Origin of the sequence: Paenibacillus yonginensis (assembly GCF_001685395.1) — a bacterium.
Classification (GTDB): Bacteria; Bacillota; Bacilli; order Paenibacillales; family Paenibacillaceae; genus Fontibacillus; species Fontibacillus yonginensis.
The window spans coordinates 862,010-879,867 of sequence record NZ_CP014167.1 but is presented as its reverse complement, the minus strand read 5'-3'; the positions used below and the strand labels follow the sequence as shown (position 1 = coordinate 879,867).

19 protein-coding genes and 1 other RNA gene are annotated in these 17,858 nt (G+C 48.8%); 7 read left to right on the top strand and 13 right to left on the bottom strand.

The genetic code is table 11. The annotated features are described in order from the left end of the window. The first annotated feature begins 54 nt into the window (after nt 1–54). A complete protein-coding gene (locus AWM70_RS04060) occupies nt 55–522 on the top strand; it encodes a M67 family metallopeptidase (RefSeq protein ID WP_068694458.1) in 468 nt (155 codons plus the stop codon). Here AWM70_RS04060 and AWM70_RS04055 read toward each other — a convergent pair. From AWM70_RS04055 to AWM70_RS04045, 3 genes are read right to left on the bottom strand one after another with little or no spacing between them, the layout of a single operon-like run. Continuing rightward, nucleotides 519–1,253, bottom strand: coding sequence for an exonuclease domain-containing protein (locus AWM70_RS04055; protein WP_068694457.1), 735 nt, complete (start codon nt 1,251–1,253; stop codon nt 519–521). The two genes, AWM70_RS04060 and AWM70_RS04055, sit on opposite strands and share 4 nt — an antisense overlap. After that, the gene (locus AWM70_RS04050; RefSeq protein WP_068694456.1) at nt 1,250–2,326 is read right to left on the bottom strand and encodes a DUF294 nucleotidyltransferase-like domain-containing protein; all 1,077 of its coding nucleotides are present in this window, start codon (nt 2,324–2,326) and stop codon (nt 1,250–1,252) included. The genes AWM70_RS04055 and AWM70_RS04050 overlap by 4 nt, the downstream gene beginning before the upstream one ends. A gap of 49 nt (nt 2,327–2,375) precedes the next feature. Next, on the bottom strand, nt 2,376–3,767 hold the full coding sequence (locus AWM70_RS04045; protein ID WP_068694455.1) for an ammonium transporter: 1,392 nt from the start codon (nt 3,765–3,767) through the stop codon (nt 2,376–2,378). A 302-nt stretch (nt 3,768–4,069) separates the two neighbouring features. Between AWM70_RS04045 and AWM70_RS04040 the strand changes: the two genes are divergently transcribed. Further along, complete coding sequence (locus AWM70_RS04040) at nt 4,070–4,498, top strand: MerR family transcriptional regulator (RefSeq protein ID WP_068694454.1); 429 nt, start codon at nt 4,070–4,072, stop codon at nt 4,496–4,498. Nucleotides 4,499–4,527: 29 nt separating this feature from the next. After that, nucleotides 4,528–5,211 (top strand): zinc metallopeptidase, encoded by a 684-nt coding sequence (locus tag AWM70_RS04035; protein WP_068694453.1) that lies wholly within the window; start codon nt 4,528–4,530, stop codon nt 5,209–5,211. 71 nt (nt 5,212–5,282) lie between these two features. Here AWM70_RS04035 and AWM70_RS04030 read toward each other — a convergent pair whose 3' ends face one another. Both AWM70_RS04030 and AWM70_RS04025 read right to left on the bottom strand, forming a co-directional pair. Further along, on the bottom strand, nt 5,283–6,194 hold the full coding sequence (locus AWM70_RS04030; protein ID WP_068694452.1) for a glutamate biosynthesis transcriptional regulator GltC: 912 nt from the start codon (nt 6,192–6,194) through the stop codon (nt 5,283–5,285). 62 nt (nt 6,195–6,256) lie between these two features. Beyond that, nucleotides 6,257–6,877: a rhomboid family intramembrane serine protease gene (locus AWM70_RS04025; protein WP_068694451.1), complete on the bottom strand. Its 621-nt coding sequence runs from the start codon at nt 6,875–6,877 to the stop codon at nt 6,257–6,259. 156 nt (nt 6,878–7,033) lie between these two features. Here AWM70_RS04025 and tpx point away from each other — a divergent pair, with 156 nt between their 5' ends. After that, entirely contained in the window at nt 7,034–7,552 is a 519-nt protein-coding gene (tpx, locus tag AWM70_RS04020) for a thiol peroxidase (protein ID WP_068694450.1), read from the top strand. Nucleotides 7,553–7,658: 106 nt separating this feature from the next. On the opposite strand, the gene AWM70_RS04015 is transcribed toward tpx, so the two are convergent. From AWM70_RS04015 to cshA, 4 genes are all read right to left on the bottom strand, one after another. Beyond that, nucleotides 7,659–8,051: a DUF1499 domain-containing protein gene (locus AWM70_RS04015; protein ID WP_068694449.1), complete on the bottom strand. Its 393-nt coding sequence runs from the start codon at nt 8,049–8,051 to the stop codon at nt 7,659–7,661. Between the two features lie 118 nt (nt 8,052–8,169). Then, a non-coding RNA gene (gene ssrS / locus AWM70_RS04010) (6S RNA) lies at nt 8,170–8,359 on the bottom strand. A gap of 77 nt (nt 8,360–8,436) precedes the next feature. Next, nucleotides 8,437–9,321: a YesL family protein gene (locus AWM70_RS04005; protein ID WP_068694448.1), complete on the bottom strand. Its 885-nt coding sequence runs from the start codon at nt 9,319–9,321 to the stop codon at nt 8,437–8,439. Nucleotides 9,322–9,562: 241 nt separating this feature from the next. Next, nucleotides 9,563–11,128 carry a degradosome RNA helicase CshA gene (gene cshA, locus AWM70_RS04000; protein WP_068694447.1) on the bottom strand — a complete coding sequence of 522 codons (1,566 nt, stop codon included), beginning with the start codon at nt 11,126–11,128 and terminating at the stop codon, nt 9,563–9,565. A 301-nt stretch (nt 11,129–11,429) separates the two neighbouring features. Between cshA and AWM70_RS03995 the strand changes: the two genes are divergently transcribed. The 3 genes from AWM70_RS03995 to AWM70_RS03985 all read left to right on the top strand — a co-directional run bounded on the left by AWM70_RS03995 (nt 11,430) and on the right by AWM70_RS03985 (nt 14,231). Next, on the top strand, nt 11,430–12,251 hold the full coding sequence (locus AWM70_RS03995; RefSeq protein WP_068694446.1) for a YitT family protein: 822 nt from the start codon (nt 11,430–11,432) through the stop codon (nt 12,249–12,251). Nucleotides 12,252–12,454: 203 nt separating this feature from the next. Next, on the top strand, nt 12,455–12,649 hold the full coding sequence (locus AWM70_RS03990) for a hypothetical protein (protein WP_068694445.1): 195 nt from the start codon (nt 12,455–12,457) through the stop codon (nt 12,647–12,649). A gap of 223 nt (nt 12,650–12,872) precedes the next feature. Next, nucleotides 12,873–14,231 carry an MATE family efflux transporter gene (locus tag AWM70_RS03985; RefSeq protein WP_068694444.1) on the top strand — a complete coding sequence of 453 codons (1,359 nt, stop codon included), beginning with the start codon at nt 12,873–12,875 and terminating at the stop codon, nt 14,229–14,231. Nucleotides 14,232–14,754: 523 nt separating this feature from the next. Here AWM70_RS03985 and pfkA read toward each other — a convergent pair. The 4 genes from pfkA to AWM70_RS03960 form a co-directional block, all read right to left on the bottom strand. Beyond that, nucleotides 14,755–15,726, bottom strand: a complete 972-nt coding sequence (pfkA, locus tag AWM70_RS03975) for a 6-phosphofructokinase (protein ID WP_068694442.1) — start codon at nt 15,724–15,726, stop codon at nt 14,755–14,757. 100 nt (nt 15,727–15,826) lie between these two features. After that, nucleotides 15,827–16,906, bottom strand: coding sequence for a tetraprenyl-beta-curcumene synthase family protein (locus tag AWM70_RS03970; RefSeq protein WP_099093063.1), 1,080 nt, complete (start codon nt 16,904–16,906; stop codon nt 15,827–15,829). Between the two features lie 88 nt (nt 16,907–16,994). Next, on the bottom strand, nt 16,995–17,315 hold the full coding sequence (locus tag AWM70_RS03965; protein ID WP_068694441.1) for a hypothetical protein: 321 nt from the start codon (nt 17,313–17,315) through the stop codon (nt 16,995–16,997). Between the two features lie 232 nt (nt 17,316–17,547). Next, complete coding sequence (locus AWM70_RS03960; protein ID WP_068694440.1) at nt 17,548–17,745, bottom strand: cold shock domain-containing protein; 198 nt, start codon at nt 17,743–17,745, stop codon at nt 17,548–17,550. Nucleotides 17,746–17,858 lie beyond the last annotated feature (113 nt).

The following is a 17,858-nucleotide window of genomic DNA, read 5'->3' as shown; positions in this document are numbered from 1 at the left end:
CAACCGGAATAGAAACATTACCCAACATCGCCTAAATGTCAGAAAGGAACCGGAATGATTTATACAAGCAGCCACCCTCAATCCCAAATAAGCATCGAACTGGACGAACAGGTTTTGTCCGCTATTTACAAACATCTGACGGCCTGCCATCCGTTAGAAGGCTGCGGCATTTTATTGGGCGAGTGCCTGGATAACTCGGATATCGCCCGACGCTGGAGAATCACCGAGTTTAAGCCGGCGGCCAACCGCTCTCCAAATCCCGACCGCGCCTTCACCCTTGACCCGGCTGTCTGGGTTCCCTGCAGCTTGTCCCCCCGCCTGCTCGGCATTGTCCACAACCACCCGGTTTCCGCACCGGTACCGTCCCTCGAAGATCTAAAGCAGCTGCAAAGCTTTGGTGCCCTCATCCGGATTTATATGATTGTTGCCACCGAACACAAAAATCCCCCTAATCACTCGCTTTACGGGGTTCAATCAGGGGAAGATTTAACTTATCTATTAATGAAACTGCAGGAACATTAAGAATGGCTCAGGAAAACATACAAATCGCCCAGCGTATAAACACCTCTTTCCCGCAGCTGGTCAATTAATGCCGTCCACAGGAAAGCCGTCATTTTGGCATCCTCCAGGGCATGGTGTCTGCGTGTAATCGGAATGCCATACCAATGGAGCCAATCATCAAGACTCACCTTACGGCTGTCCTCATGCAGACGCTGAGCGATCATCATCGTGTCCAATACCCGGTGGCTCAAATGACTTTTGGAGGTTCTCCACAAGGCCATATCCAAAAAAGCTTTGTCATGACCGCTGCAATGCGCGATTAATACCCGATCATCAACAAAACTCATAAAATCGTGCAGCGCTTCGACCAGCGGTGGAGCTTGATCGGCCATTTCCTGGGTAATACCCGTAAGCTCAACGATTTCTTCTGGAACCGGCTTTGAGGTTTTAGCGACCACATGGTGGGTCTCTTCCAGCCGTACCTGGATTCCCTCTACTCTAACGGCACCAAACGACAGGATTTCATCCCCTTGTTTGGGGTGAAACCCTGTCGTTTCCAAGTCAAAAACGGCCGTTTTTAGTTCTTTAAGCTGTACGTGAAGCGTCTCGGGTCTTCGAAGGCCTTTATTCAGCGAGCGCAGAAAGGCAATCTGCTCTGCGCTTTCCGTGCCGAATTTAGACGCGATTGCAGAGGGTAAAGTTCTGTTTTTAATGGCGTTCCATAAACCGTGCGTTCGGTCCGGCTCTTTCATGGAAGCCTCCTTTCCGCAAAACGATGCTGCCTTTGAAGCATCCGGTACAGCTGGCGAACCGTATTCAAACTTTCCCTCAGCTCTCTGGATACATCCTTCTGCTTGAGTGTTTCTTGGGTTAGATAAGAATCTCCTAGCAAAACGCCGTCTTCCGTATACCGATTGGTCAGCGACCTGAATTTCAGCGCCTTCACAAAAGCTCTTCGCAGCGCATCAAGCCAAGGCCTCGGGAAGGCCTCCAGCTCATGCAGCTTCAAGATCCTCTCTTGGGTTGAAGACTCGTTTATGCCATAATACAAAGAAATGCAGCGGATTCCGTTAACCAGCGGGATATATAAACCATATTTCACATCAAATTCTCCCGCGTGCTCGCCAAACCGCTCAGTGATCACTTGACCCAGCACGTTTAAAGCCGCTTTATGTCTAACTGTATTTCCCAGCAAAGCAGCCTCCAGCTCTTCATTTCGGCTCATCAGCCGCATGAAATCATTCCGCCATTTAGCTGCCAGCGTTCCATCCCCTGCAACAAAACGCAAATCAGAAGCAATGGTTAAATAACGCACGTCCTCCCAGCGGAGTTCCTCCCGCCATCCCGCAAGCTGGGTATGCCAATCGGCAAGGCTTAACCGCCACATCGGATTGGAGACCATCACCTTTCCTTTGCAGGGAGGGTAACCGACTTCTTCAAGCACCCTGGCCAGACTCAGACCAAACTGTTCAAAATATGAATCCGCCAACGCTCCTCCGCCATCCGCGTAAATTAAACCGTTATCCTGATCGCTCCAAGGAGTTTGTTCCTGGCGGCCTCCACTTCCAAAAAGAACAAAAGCGAAGGGGACGGGAGGAACTCCCGCACCTGCCTCCGCCAATTCCCGCTCGCAGATGGAGATGGCCTGCGCCATCACTTCATCCTGCAGCCGGTTCACGCTTTCGTTCCAATCCTCGGTGGGAACCGAAGAGAACAGCTGAAGCAGCTTGTTCTCTTCCTTCCACCTGGCCAAACGCAGTTCGCTGGAAGTCTCCGCAGAATGAATACTCGATAAATCAATAGGAATGGAAGCAGATTCTTTCATACGGGGCACTTCCTCTCTAACCTATCTTTATTAAGACAGCCGCTTTTAATTACTTGCTAATATCTTTTCCCGAATGATTCAGGAGACCCATTTGTTCCGGATAACCGTAAGTGCCATGTTCACTGATATCCAGGCCCATGGTCTCTTCTTCCTCCGTTACACGCAAGCCGGTCACGGCTTTGATGATGCCCAGAATAATGAAGGAAAGCACCAGAACAAACACGAATGTTCCGATCATGCCCAAAGCTTGAACGCCAAGCTGATGGAAGCCGCCGCCATAGAGCAAACCGGCTTGACCTACGCCAACCGACTCGGCCAGATCGCCTGTTGCGAAGAAACCAGTGGACAACGCGCCCCACATACCGGCGATACCGTGTACGGAGAAGGCATAAACCGGATCATCAAGCCCGGCTTTCTCAAACCATTGGGCCGTGAAGAACGTCAAGACACCGGCCACAACCCCGATTACGATGGCTGCCCATGGCTCAACGAAGGCACAGGAACCTGTAATCGCTACGAGTGCTGCGAGCACACCATTCAGCATGCTTGGGATATCGGCTTTACCGAATACCGCCCACGATACGAGCAGCGCTGCAACGCCGCCTGATGCTGCAGCCAGATTGGTTGTCAATGCGACATAACCAAAGAATCCGTCACTCATTGCAGAAAGGCCGCTGCCTGGGTTGAAGCCAAACCAGCCGAACCACAGAATGATAACACCCAGTACCGAAAGCACCTGGTTATGTCCAGGAATGCTGTTTGGTTTACCGTCTTTATTATATTTGCCAAGCCGCGGCTTAAGAAGGAAGGTAGCAACCAATGCCGCTGTTGCGCCTGTCAAGTGAACGACCGCGGAGCCTGCATAGTCCTGCATGCCCATTTCGGCCAGCCAGCCGCCGCCCCATACCCAGTGAGCGATGATTGGATAAATAATGATCATAAATAGAAGTCCGAAAATAATGTAAACACTCAGTTTCGCGCGTTCAGCCATACCGCCGCAGGCGATGGCCAGTGAAACAGCCGCGAAAGAGAATTGGAACAGGAACAAAATAACTACCGGAATACCGGCGCCGGATAAAGCGTCAAAGGAAGCTGTATCTCCGTTGCCTCCGAAGAAGAAACCTTCATAACCAAAAAATCCATTGCCGTTGCCGAATCCAAAGCCGAAACCAAAAGCCCAGAAAGCGATAACAGCGATCCCCAAGGTGAGAACCGTTTTGCCGGCTACATGCCCGGCATTCTTCATGCGTACAGAACCTGCTTCCAGAAGGGCGAAACCGGCCTGCATAAAGAATACAAGCACAAAAGCCAGAAATACAAACAAGGAATTCAAACCGATTTCGACTGCCGGTGCAGTTACTTCATCTGCGGCAAACGCGGAGACAGGAACTGCAAATAGTGAACCGAAAGTCAGCAAGCTTAACAACCACTTCTTCCTCATATAACCCTCTCCTTAATGTCATGTTTCTTTACATGTTTTTTATGTTAAAGCGATTATAATCAATAAGCTGGCAATTTGACAACCATAATTTTTGATTTTCCTGAAAAAAAAACCGTTCGTTTTCAAATATTTTACACAACATGTTACTTATGAATAACCGGCCTATTCTCTACATATATTGAATTTATATTTCAAAGCATGACGTTTGACTGTATACTTTCATATCCTGTATTATACTATGTATAAAAAAACATATATTTAATTAAGAAACGGTTAGGACAGGGAGTGATACAATTGGGACTATAAAATTGTACCGAATCGGGGAACTGGCCAAAGCCGCAGGCGTCAGCGAACGAACTATTGATTACTATACAAAGCTTGGATTGATCTCCCCGGAGACAAGAACGCACAAAAATTATCGGCTGTACAGTCTTGAAACCTTAAACCGCCTGGAGCGTATTAACCAGTGGAAACAAGAAAAATATACGCTGGAGGAGATCCGCGCCAGACTCGATGAATTAACGGACATCAGCGAAGAGCAGGTTTCGGAGAAGCTGACTTCGCTCGAGCTTCATCTGCAGCAGCTGGAACGCGAGGTCAAGGAGCTGGAGCCTTTGATTTCGCAGCTTAAGCCTGGTCAGGCTAACAAAGTTTATACCCATATCATGCCTTCCAGCTTGGCCTGCATTGAAGCGCTCCGTTTATTAATGAATCACGGACCCTTCACATGACAACACTTTAAATTACGGAGGTATGACACATGTATTTTGACGGTATGTACATTCTTATCATCATTGCGTTCATCTTCTCCCTCTGGGCCCAATTCAGGGTCAAGGGAACTTTCAACAAATATACCGAGGTTCCGAACTACAGCGGCATGACCGGACAAGAAGCCGCAAGACGTATGCTGGATGCCAACGGACTGTACGATGTGCCGATTGAACCGGTCCGCGGCAGCCTGACCGACCATTACGATCCGATTCACCGGGTAGTACGCCTCTCGGAGCCGGTTTACTACGAACGTTCCATCTCGGCCATTTCCGTAGCCTGTCATGAGGTGGGCCATGCTATCCAGCATAAAGTTCATTATCCGATGCTTGTGCTCAGACACCGCATCTTCCCGATCGTTAACTTTGCATCCGGCATTGCTCCGTTCCTGCTGATTGCCGGTATTTTGTTCAGCGCGTTCAACCTGCTCGGACTGGGCATCATTTTCTTCTCCGTGGCCGTCGCTTTCCAGCTCATTACACTGCCAGTCGAATTTAACGCCAGCAACCGGGCGCGCAAAATTATGCTTGAGCAAGGTTATGTCACCCACAGCGAAGCCAAGAGCGTCGGCAAAGTGCTGAACGCCGCCGCTTTGACCTATGTAGCCGCCGCCCTGATCTCCGTGCTGGAGCTGCTCCGCTACATTCTGATCTTTACGAACAACAACCGGGATTAATTAACCCAAACGTTTAGCCGGTAAAATCAAAACTCCCGCAGGGCCGTCCGGCCTTGCGGGAGTTTTTCTGTTTAAACGTCTGTTTCCGTACAGGACTTGACGTTAAAATGTTCAAGCAGAAAAGTGCGGAAAGACTGCGCGACCAGCGGAAGTTTATCATCTGATCGATAAATGAGACCAATGGTACGTGTTACCTTGGGAGACGATATTTTGACTCGGGTTGGAGCCAGCTTTCCATTGTGATAGGAAGCCATCTCGGGAAGCAGGCTTACCCCCATCCCCGCTGCCACCAAACCTCGAATGGTATCCGTTTCTTCCCCTTCAAAAGCAATTTTAGGCGTAAACCCAGCTTCCAGACAGGCATGAAGCACAATCGGCCGAAGCGAATAACCTTTGCTGAACAAAATAAATTTGTCGTCCTTTAGCTGATAAAGCGAAATCTCGCTTTCCCCTGCCAGCGGATGTCCGGGAGGGAGGATCGCGAACAGCTCTTCGGTCAGCACCACATCCCCCGATACCTGATCATGATGATCCGGAAACGGCGAGATAAATGCCAAATCCACCTCGGCTTCGGTTACATCCTTTATCAGCGTAGTATACATGCCCTGCTTAAAGCGAAATTTGACATTCGGATAACGTTTCTTGAAATCCGCAATGATGATCGGAAGCATGTGGACGCCCAGACTATGCGGAAAACCAAGCCGGATCTCCCCCTGCTCCGGGTCCAGGAATTCATGAACCTCGGCCACAGCCCGGTCCAAATCCTTCAGAATAGACTCTATTCGGCTGCAGAACAGCTGTCCAACCGCTGTCAGCTGCAAATTTCGTCCTTTCTGCTTGAACAGCTCGACCCCCAGCTCTTTCTCCAGCTGATGTATCTGCCTGCTCACTGCGGATTGGGCGACGTGAAGCTCCTCCGCCGCCTGCGTTACATGTTCTTTGCCTGCTACCTTTACAAAATACTGCAGTTGTCTTAGTTCCACTCGGTTGTTCGCTCCATTTCCGAATTGCATTGCATTGCCTTGCCTGTCAGTTGCAAATCAATCTAAGCTTTGAGACGCCGGGTAAGGCGGACCAGAAGGCCGTATACAAAAAATCCGCCGATCAAACCACCCAAATGGGCCATCCAGTTTGTTCCGGTCATGGCAAAGGAAAAAATGATCCCTACCATCAAAATCGCGTAAAGCGTCTTCCTTGAGCCTTCATCGATCAGGTGACGCTGTAATAGGGCAATGTATAAAAACGCCCCATATACCCCATAGATTGCGCCTGAAGCGCCCACAGAAAGCGTGTACTGCATCGCATGCCGGTAATAAGCCATGCTCAGCGCGTTGCCGAGCACCCCGCTGACCAAATAAACCAGCGCATAACGCCACCACCCGAGCAAACGTTCGAGCGGCGGGGCAAATACCAAAATAGCAAAGCAGTTAAACAAAAGATGCGAGAAGTTTAAGTGCAGAAAGATGGCGGTCACATACCGCCACCAGTCCCGGCTGTATGGCAGCTCGGAACCGACAGCACCAAAGCGGAACAAAGTTTCCGTATTGTCCGCTCCTCCGTTGAACAGCAGAACACAATACATAACCAGATTAATGACCAGGAGGAGTGAAGTAACCGGATAATATTTCAAATAACTTCTCCAGTTCTCGTAACGAATAAATATCATGCTGTACCTTCCTTTGATCAAGCATTTTTCATTTTATTGGACAAGCGCTTTTCAAAACGATTATAATGGATTTTGGCACGAAATACCAACGAAAGGCCTGCAATTCAAGCTTTCCTTGGTGTTTCTCAAACCGTTAAACCAAAGGAGGAATATACAATGGCACAAGAACGTGCGAATGCTGCTACTTTTAAAGGCAATCCCCTCACCCTGGTTGGCCCTGAACTGAAGGTCGGTGACAAAGCTCCGGATTTCACGCTCAGCAAAAGCCTTGTTGAAGAAGTTTCCCTGAAGGACTTTGATGGAAAAATCAAGCTGATCAGCGTTGTCCCTTCTTTGGACACCGGTGTCTGCGATGCCCAAACCCGCCGGTTCAACCAGGAAGGCCACGATCTCGGCGAGCAGGTAGCCGTGCTTACGGTCAGCGTCGATCTTCCGTTTGCCCAAGCGCGCTGGTGTGGCGCAGCCGGTATTGACCGTGTCATCACTTTATCCGATTATAAACACAGATCCTTTGGCGAAGCTTATGGCGTGCTGATCAAGGAATTCCAGCTTGACCACCGTTCCATCTTTGTCCTTGATGCCGACAATACGATCCGTTATGTCGAATATCTGGCCGAAATGTCCGAACATCCGGATTACGACAAAGCGATTGCTGCTGTCAAAGCGCTTCTGTAACAGAATCAAACTTATCCACGGGGATGTGATTGCCCCGTAAGAATAATAAAAGCGAGCGCCGGCGTTTCGGACTCGCTTTTATTATTTTGATTCAGCCTTGATCAGATCAGGCGGTTGTTTTGTAACGGCTCAGCTTCTTATCTAATATGCTGAACAATCCCTGAATATTCCGGTAATTGGCTCCGAGGTCGCCCAGAGAACCGCGGGTAGCGGAATAGATGTCGATCGCGCTTCGTGTGGGGCCGGTTCCAACCAGGGAGACGGTAATATCCATCACCCGTCCGAAAGCCGTTCTTTTCTCAAGCAAAATCTCGCCTACGGAAGGCACCTCATGAACGACCTTATAGCCGGGCACTTTCTTGAGCGTAGAACTAACCTCTTCCCATAGTTTATCTTTGGACAATTGATAATAACGGGTCTTTAGCTCAGGCACTTTGGCGCGGTCACTCGTTCCCTCCACACTGCGGAACAACCCGGTTAACGTTCTTTTTAGCGACAAAACCGTTTCCTCCTCCGTCAAATCCGACAATTTCATTATTTGCTGTTTATTGTAACATTCACAAAAATAAAAAGCACCCATCCAGCCCAAGGGCGGATCGGCGCTATAATGAATAGTTGTAGGTCCCGCATATGCCGTCCGGTTACAGCGTCCGTGAACCTGCTCAGCAGGTGGGTGACCGCAGCCAAGTTTATGAATTCCCCTGATCGTATAGATAGGGCTTTCCAGCCGCTTGGACATATAAGTCTCCCAAGACATTGTCATTGGTTCAAAACAACAAATAACCGCAACGCACATCGCAGGATGTATATTCATTATAGAGCTTGCCCCGGCAAAAGTAAACCAACCTACCGGGGATTCCGCTCCCGGAAAAAATCTCCAAAACTTATTTCGAATCTGAACCTTGGGAATCTTTCTCCTGGCCCGCATCAGATTCAGACTCTTTATCCAGCGGTTCTTGTCCCTCCGGAGCCCCAGCAGCAGTCTCTTTGCTTTCAGCTCCCGTCAGAACTTCGGCTTCTAATGAGCCGCCAGCTTCCGCCGCTGCCTTGGCTTCGGCCTTTTCATTCATCTTGGCGATTTGGGCCTGCATCTTGATATAAGTCGCATAGAAGTTCAAGAATGCCAGCCAGGCAATAAGGGACGCTGTGCCAAATATGATCAGCCAGGTAAACTTAGCTGTCAAGAACAGAAGCACTGCAGCGCCCGCAAGCGTGGAGAACGAGCGGAAAGGACGTATAATGGTCAGCAGCACGGCATTTTTCAGCATGGTAGAGGTTTTCAAATGATAGTGCGATACCATGGAGAAGAAGTTAAACAACGAAACCATCAGCAAAATGAGCAACAGCAGCATAATAATGCCGATCAGTTGCAAATTCTGCATCTTCACCATATAAACCCGGTAATCGATCACCATAATAACGAACAGCAGCGTATAAAAAATCCCGCCGATCATGCTTTGCTTATAATTCTCTTTATAACCTCTAAAAAAAGTTCGGGTAACGCTGACATCGGCTTCGCCCATAACCCATTTGCGGACAACGGTAAACAAGGCGGCCGTAGCCGGGAACAATGTAAACGGTGCCAAGATTGCCATGGCGTAAAGCGATGATGCGTCATTCTCCAGTCCATTCACAATCATCAGATATTTCGTCAGCAGAAAAAACAAAAACGGAGATGAACATACCAGCCACAGCAGGTTGCTGCCTGCGATTCTCATAATCCATTCCGTGATGCGGTACAAACCGCCCATGACTCCTCTAAACTCCAAGTAAGTCCTCCCCCTCGCCATTCAATAAACTGTCTCTACTTTAACTATACCTTATTCGACAATAGCAATCCAGCTTGACACGCGGTAAATTCAGCAAACCAGCCAAATCTTTGTTTTATTTCACAAAAAAGTCCACGCCCGGGCCTAATGAACCCTCTCATTTCCTCCAAAAAAAAGAAAAACAAGGCCATGCCGGATGGCACAGCCTTGTTCATTCAGCCTTCAGCTTAAAAGCTAAAGCTTAGTTATTCTCTTCACTGCGGTTGTACGGACGGCGTTCGCCGCTTGGACGAGGTTTGCGGTCATAGGAGGAAGAAGAGGAACGGTTGTAGTCACGTCCGCCTTCCTTGCTGTATCCGCCTTTGCCGCTGCCGAAGCCGCGTCCGTCACGGTTGTCCCGTTTGTAGGAGCCGCTGCCTCCGCGATTGCCGTAGCCGGAAGGCTTGCGTCCGCTGGAACGGATATCCGGTTTGCGGCGTTTCACGCGAATTGGCTCTTCCGGAGTCAATTCGATATGGGCGTTCTCGTTCTTGTCGCCAGTCACCAATTTGATGGCTGCTGCAAGCAAGTTCACGGAATCATACTGCTCCAGCAGTTGAATCGCGATGCCTTTGTATTCGTTCAGCTCTCCGCTTTCGATGATATCAATCAAACGCTCCGCCGTAATGCGCTGTTTGCCTTCAATCGCCTCGGCAATGCTTGGCAAAGGTTTGCGCGGAATGCGGTGGCGCGTTACCCGTTCAATGAAATGCAGATGATCGATCTCGCGAGGCGTTACGAAGGAATAAGCAGCGCCTTCTTTGCCGGCACGACCTGTACGGCCGATACGGTGAACATAACTTTCCGGATCCTGCGGAAGGTCAAAGTTAACGACGTGAGTAACGCCGGAAACATCGAGACCGCGGGCCGCAACGTCAGTCGCAACAAGGACGTCAATGCTGCCGTCGCGGAATTTGCGCATAACGTTATCACGCTGGTTCTGGGACAAGTCGCCATGCAGGCCGTCAGCCGAGTAACCACGCTTCTGCAAAGCTTCGGAGAGTTCGTCAACCCGGCGTTTCGTACGGCCGAAGACGATAGCCAGCTCAGGGGATTCCATGTCGAGCAGGCGGGACAAAGCGTCGAACTTCTGACGTTCGTTCACTTCAATGTAGGCTTGGTCGATCAATGGAGCGCTGACTTGTTTAGGAATCACGGAAACATGCTCCGGATTTTTCAAAAATTGTTGTGCCAGCTTTTGGATATTCGGAGGCATTGTAGCAGAGAATAACATTGTTTGGCGCTCGTCAGGAACCATTTTCAGGATCGCCTGAATGTCTTCCATAAAGCCCATGTCCAGCATTTCATCCGCTTCATCAAGGATAACAGTTTGCACGTCGTCCAGCTTGATGGTTTTACGATTGATATGGTCCAGCAAACGTCCTGGGGTACCGATAATGATTTGCGGTTTCTTCTTCAATGCGCGAATCTGACGGGAAATATCTTGTCCGCCGTAGATCGGCAAGGAACGGATGCCTTTGAAACGCGACAATTTGCCGATTTCTTCGGCAACCTGAATGGCAAGCTCACGAGTAGGAGCCATAATCAACGCAACGATACGTTCCTCTTCCCTTGGAATCTTGTTAATTAAAGGAAGACCAAATGCTGCTGTCTTGCCTGTACCTGTTTGTGCTTGGCCGATCAGGTCTCTGCCTTCCATTGCAAACGGAATGGATTTGGCCTGGATGGGCGTAGCTTCTTCAAAACCAAGTTCCGTAATGGCTTGCAATACCTTTGGCTCAAGGCCGAATTCTGAGAATGTGCTCAATATGTTCAAACTCCTTCTATATGGTGGACAACTCCACAATCTTGACGTTATTCTTAAGTAGCGGTAAACGTTTATAGACTGTCCCAACGAACCTAAAATTTTTCACGGACAAACTAAATTCAACCCAGGACGATCTTAAACATATCTAAACGGCACGGTTTCAAATGAAACAATGCTTCCGGTCTCTTCTGCGTAGATGGAAATCACTACCTACTCAAGAATATCTTTAATAGTATATCACAAAACATTCACAAAACACCAGTTGCTCTAAAAAGGTAATTTTATCGATGAGGTGAAAGGTTTGCTTAAAGAAATAAGGAATGGTTTAGTTGTTATTATCGGGGCTGCCCTAATTGCGGCGGGATTCAATTTGTTCCTCGTTCCGCATCAGCTGCTGAGCGGCGGGGTATCCGGCCTCTCCATGCTTGTAAATTATATGACGCCCATTAATCTGAGCCTTTTATATTTTGCCTTCAACATCCCGCTGCTGATAGCGGGACTCTTTCTTCTCGGCAGACGTTTTATCCTGCTCAGCATCTTGTCGGTTGTCTGCGTCACCTGGTTTGTAGCCATCATTCCCAACAAAGGAGTAGCTACGGATAACATTCTTTCCGCGGTATTCGGCGGCGCGCTGGTCGGACTAGGCAGCGGCATCTCCTTCCGGGCGGGCGGATCATCGGGCGGGTTTGATATCCTAGGCTCGATTGTCACGAGATACCGTGATTTCCCGATCGGCAACGTACTGGTCGGAATGAACGCTCTCGTCGTCCTGGCTATGGGATACATCAACCAGGATTGGAATCTGGTGCTGGCCTCCATCCTGTCGCTTTACATTACTGGCAAGGTGCTGGATTTCATTCATGTGGGCCACATCAAGATTACGGTTTATATCATTACAAACGAATCCCAGGCTTTGCTTGAACGGTTATTGACCCATCCGCGAGGCGTTACCCTGATCAAAACGGAAGGTGCTTTCTCCCACAAAGAGAAGGACATGCTGATGACAGTTACTACCATGTATGAATTGGCAGAACTTCGCGAAATAATAAAATCAACAGATCCTTCCGCCTTTGTGAATATTGTTGAGACGGTGGGCGTTATGGGGGCGTTCCGCAGACGGTAGTATGCGGGCAGGATTCCCGCATTTAGGTGGATGTTACCTGATTTTATCCCTGATTTATGATACAATGAACTTGCGCCGGTTCTTCACCTTTTATGAGCTGTACTTGTTCTGCCCCTTATTTCACAGACTTTGCTTTTCCGATGATCTTGAATGATTCTGTTTGTTCGTGAACGAATGATTCTAAGGGAGAAGGAGTGGTTGTTGTGGAAATGGAAACGGTCAAACTGGAACAAATCGTCATAAAGTGGTTTCCCGACATGCTGCCGTTCTTCAATCAGAAAGAACTGGATTCCATCATCATGCTGAGAGACGGATTTAAAATGTTGGAACAGGAAGACGCGATGGAAATTATGCAATACAGCATCTGCGAGCATCAAAACTCAAATTTGCTTCATTAATGAACGTGTATCCTTTTCGAAATTAAAGAACTTCATGTCTTGTAATGAGAGCCGTCTCCTTCTGGGGGCGGCTTTTTAACTGCCCGGCTTGTTCTCCGGTCAGCAAATGGACCCTCAAACTTCAAACCAGGCAATTGCCCCCTGGTCAAAATGAATCGGATCTACTAAAATATAATTTTACATGACTTGTAACCTTTTTACGGATCGGAGCCTTTGATTTCTTATGAAACCTACATCGACGCTTAAACAGAAATATGCCCTTTTCCTGCAGATATTGATCCCTATACTGATTACCCAGGTGACCATGTCGCTGATGACCTTTTTTGATACCGTCATGTCGGGACATGCCAGTCCGGCGGATTTGGCCGGTGCTGCCGTGGGTTCCAGCCTCTGGGTTCCCATTCAAACCGGCTTAAGCGGTATCTTGATGGCTGTAACTCCGGTAATCTCGCATCTGATCGGCGAAGGACATAAGGACAAAGTTGCATATCAGGTGATGCAGGGCCTCATGCTCGCTGTTGTTGTCGGGCTAGTAGTGATCTTGGCCGGAGCGCTGCTGGTTTCCCCCATTTTGAATGGGATGCATTTGACGCCAAAGGTACACCATGTTGCTTTCTATTTCTTGACCGCCATGGGAGCGGGGGTTCTCCCGCTGTTCGGATATGTCGTGCTCAGATCCTCCATTGATGCGCTTGGTCAAACGCGGATTTCGATGGTGATTACTTTGGCCTCGCTGCCTATCAACGTAGCTGCTAACTATGTGCTAATCTTCGGTAAATTCGGATTCCCTAAACTAGGCGGCATCGGTTCCGGGGTAGCTTCCGCATTCACCTATTGGTGCATCTTCATTCTGGCGCTGTTTATCGTTCGGCAGACCTCTACTTTCAGGGAATTTAATCTTCTGAGGAAGGGGTACCAGATCTCGCTGGCCAAATGGAAAGAACTGCTGAAGATCGGAGTGCCGATCGGGTTCGCGATCTTCTTTGAAACAGCGGTATTTGCAGCCGTAACGCTCCTGATGAGCGGGTTTGATACGATTACTATCGCCGCCCATCAATCGGCCATCAATTTTGCTTCGACCCTGTACATGATTCCGCTCAGCATCTGCTCGGCCCTGACGATCCTTGTCGGCTATGAAACAGGGGCATCTCGCCTGAGAGACGCCAAGCTTTACGGCCGGCTCGGCGTCATTTCCGCTGCGCTGCTGTCCCTGATCACCGCCGCCGTTCTTATGATCGTTCGCCAAGATGTGGCGGAGCTTTATTCCACCGATAACGCTGTGATCGCCATGACGAAACATTTTCTGATCTATGCGATTTTCTTTCAGATCTCCGATGCGATTGCAACGCCGGTACAAGGTGTTCTCCGGGGGTACAAAGACGTCAACTCAGCGTTCTGGATTACTTTGCTTTCGTATTGGGGCGCCGCCCTGCCTTTAGGGTTTGTCCTCTCCAAGTATACGGAGCTTGGACCTTACGGCTATTGGGTCGGCCTGATCACCGGCCTTGCGATTGCAGCCGTGCTGCTGTTATTCCGCCTGAGAAAGGTGGAACAGCGGCAAGCCCTCCGACTGCCCTCCTAACGCGCTATAAAAAAGGGTTCCCGAGCTGGGAACCCTTTTTGCCCTTCTATTCCTCACGCGCGGAATACAGGAGAGAAAAACCTATCACAATCAGAATTACAGGCACCAAGAACCAGAACCAATTGATATTAAAGATGCTGTATTCAAAAGCACCCGAATTAACATTATGTGCTGCATTTTGTACGGAACTTAGAGCAGAAATTAGAAACCCGGTACACAGGACGATAAAGGCACAAATAATCGAAGTGCAGCCTAGAAATATTTTTATCACAAATTTCCCTCCTATCACCAAAATAATACCTTATAAGGTATCATTATCCTTATCCAATTGTTATTGATTAAAAATGCTATGGCAGTTTGGTTGTCCAGGTTGTGTACTCATTAAGGACATTTAAGTATAAGTCTTCCCTACAGCCAAGTTATCACCCACGCCAAAGCAAGGAGCACACAAAAAAAGGCCTTCGGGAAGACATCACTTCCTGAAGGCCTTTCTACATTGGAGATCGCAGCCAAGCGAAGTCTCTTATTGAGACAAACGTTGAGCCAATTCGTACATTTCCATGTTAAAATCTTTTTTCGTCTTGACGACTTTCTCGATGTCCGTTGCCACCAGCTGGCCGTTAATAACGCCGCAGGCTTTGTTGGAGTCGCCCTCAATCAGCTTGCGGACGGCAAAATCACCAAGACGGCTTGCCAGGTTGCGGTCAAACGGCGTTGGGGAACCTCCGCGCTGGATATGACCCAGAACCGTTACACGCGGGTCAATGCTCGGATAACGTTCCTTCAGCGCATCGGCCACGTCTTCACCTCGGCCAACCCCTTCAGCCACGATAACAATACTGTGTCTCTTGCCGTGCTCGAAGTTTTGTCTCATCCGGTCGGCAACCTCATTCAGATCGTAAGGAACCTCTGGAATCAGGATCGTCTCCGCCCCGGAAGCGAGACCTGCATGCAGGGCAATATCCCCGCAATGGCGGCCCATAACCTCTACCACAGAGGAACGTTCATGAGAAGACATCGTATCGCGCAATTTATTGATGGCGTCCACCACAACATTAACGGCCGTATCAAACCCGATTGTATAATCCGTGAAGGAAATATCGTTGTCAATTGTGCCTGGCAGACCCATCGTTTTGATGCCGAGCGCGCTGAGTTTGGCAGCGCCCTGATAGGAGCCGTCCCCGCCGATCACAACAAGTCCGTCAATGCCGCGTTCGCGCAAAATAGCCGCGCCCTTCTGCTGGCCTTCAAGCGTCTTGAATTCGAGACAACGTGCCGATTGGAGGATGGTTCCCCCGCGCTGAATAATATCGCCGACGCTCCGAATATCCATGGAGAAAATATCGTTGTTCAGCAATCCTTGATAACCGCGTTGAACTCCATAAACTTCTATTCCATGAAAAATAGCGCTGCGGACGACGGCGCGTACTGCAGCGTTCATCCCCTGGGAATCGCCACCACTAGTTAAAACTGCAATTTTTTTTACTGCTGACATATGATTTCCTCCTCAAATGAAATAAACCTATCCTTCGTAATAAAGCCCGGGGGAGAGCTCCCTACGTCCGAAGAGATGTTTCGCAGCTGAAACGGCTCCCTTACAGAAACTTTCGTATCCACCTGCTGTTGGCCCAGAAAAACAGCCGTGTAAGCGGGCTTCTACGCATCAGCCTGCGGGACACTTCCTTAATCTCCATGTGCTGGCCCACTTTCGGATCCGAAAGATACAGCGCCAGCAGCCCTTCTATAATCATCCGGTGAAAGGAAGAAACCGGAAGTACCTTGATATCCTGTCTGGCAGATGCCGCTATCATTTCAATCCGGGTCAGCGTTTCGCTGTCGTTTTCATAGTAACTGCAAAAATTCAGATCCCCGCCCAGACGGTCCTCGGCCTGATCAATTAAATAATCAAGCATAATATGAAGACCGCAAACATGCGGAAAATACGCTTGATGAACCATGGACGCTCCTGCATCATCAAGATCGGGGTCGCAAGCGGACAGGAACAGCATAAACATGCCAAGTGTCGAGCCCGTTGCCGCCGCAAACTCATTCCAATGCAGATGAGGCGCTCTTGCCTGATGTTTCTGTCTCCAGGCCAGTAGCGCAGGTTCGCGCAATTCCGGTTTGATGTGTTTGTACACCTGTAAGTCAATATATAAACCAACCAGATCCACAAGATAAGGCTGTGCCGCAGAATAACCCGGCAGTGCCCGAATGCACATCCTGCATTGATTCACAAGTCCGAGCAGATAACCGCCGTCCTCCTTCTCCGTGCGCAGCGCATAATAATCCGCCGGCTCACGGTCAGGAATGACAGCATCAAGCATAGACTGGTGGATGAGGCGAAAGTCGTCCGCATCCATGGATGTACTGCGGTCACACAGGTTGTCCAGGTAATCGCTGATCGTCTGAAAAGCCACGATTAACGGAATCAACACGTGGCGCTGCGACAGATTGGCCGCGGCATAAACGCTGCCGCCCTGGCAATGGAATTCCTTGGTCTGAATGCTGGCTAAAGCCTGCTTGCGCAGTTCTGGATCGGGAATTATAGAAGCAAGCTGTCTTATCCGGCTCAACTCCGTCTTGACGGTTGGCAATATGAATTTATATACCCGGCTCATCAAACGAAGCGGATCGCTTGGCACTTGATGGCGGCTCTTATTAAGTTCTATCAATGCTTTGCCTCCACAACGTTGTCGGGTTATCCGTAACAAAACAATCCTAATTATAATATGCCCTATAACTTTCTACAAATTAACTATATCACAAATGTGGTTTAATTGAGGAAACGTCGGCCGATACCCTGTACCAAATATGAAGATCATTGATAATACTGGCGATTTCGGCAATTTCCCGGTTCAACTCGCAGGAGCATTCAAAGTTATCCTCATTCCCTAGCTGATAAAGCTTATGTTCAATGATGCGTTCCAGTTCGATCACCCGGGATGGAATTCTCCCTCTGATCTCTTCCCAATGCTCAACAATTTCGGCCTGCTCCTGATAGGAATAGGCCTCATAAGGCTGCTTCAAATCCGGCAGCTTAATCCCCAGCCTTTCATCCATTACAAATTCGAAGGTTCCCATGATCCGCTATTACCGCCCCCATAGGTCATTGTTACCTTTTATTATACAAGAGACGTAAGATATTTGCCCTAGAAAACCATAAATAAACCTCATAAATGAGGCTGGCTGAAGACTAAAAAAGATGACCGAAAGAAAAGAACGGCAAAAAAGACACAGCCCGCGAGGAGCTGTGCCTTTGTCATGTGCCGAAACCTAAACTTTATAAGTTATCCGCTTAGACGCGGAGACTTTCTTATAATTTGATTACGTTAGCGGCTTGAGGGCCACGGTTGCCTTCAGTGATTTCGAATTCAACTTCTTGACCTTCGTCCAAAGTTTTGAAACCGTCGCCTTGGATTGCGGAGAAGTGTACGAATACGTCTTCGCCACCTTCAACTTGAATGAATCCGTAGCCTTTTTCTGCGTTGAACCATTTAACTGTACCTTTCAAGTGAACAACCTCCTAAAAATATCGTCATCGAGGACGAATAACTGTATTATACTCCATCCCCAATCATAATGCAACGAAGGATTTAAAGCGCTTGCTTAGCTTGCTTCATGCCC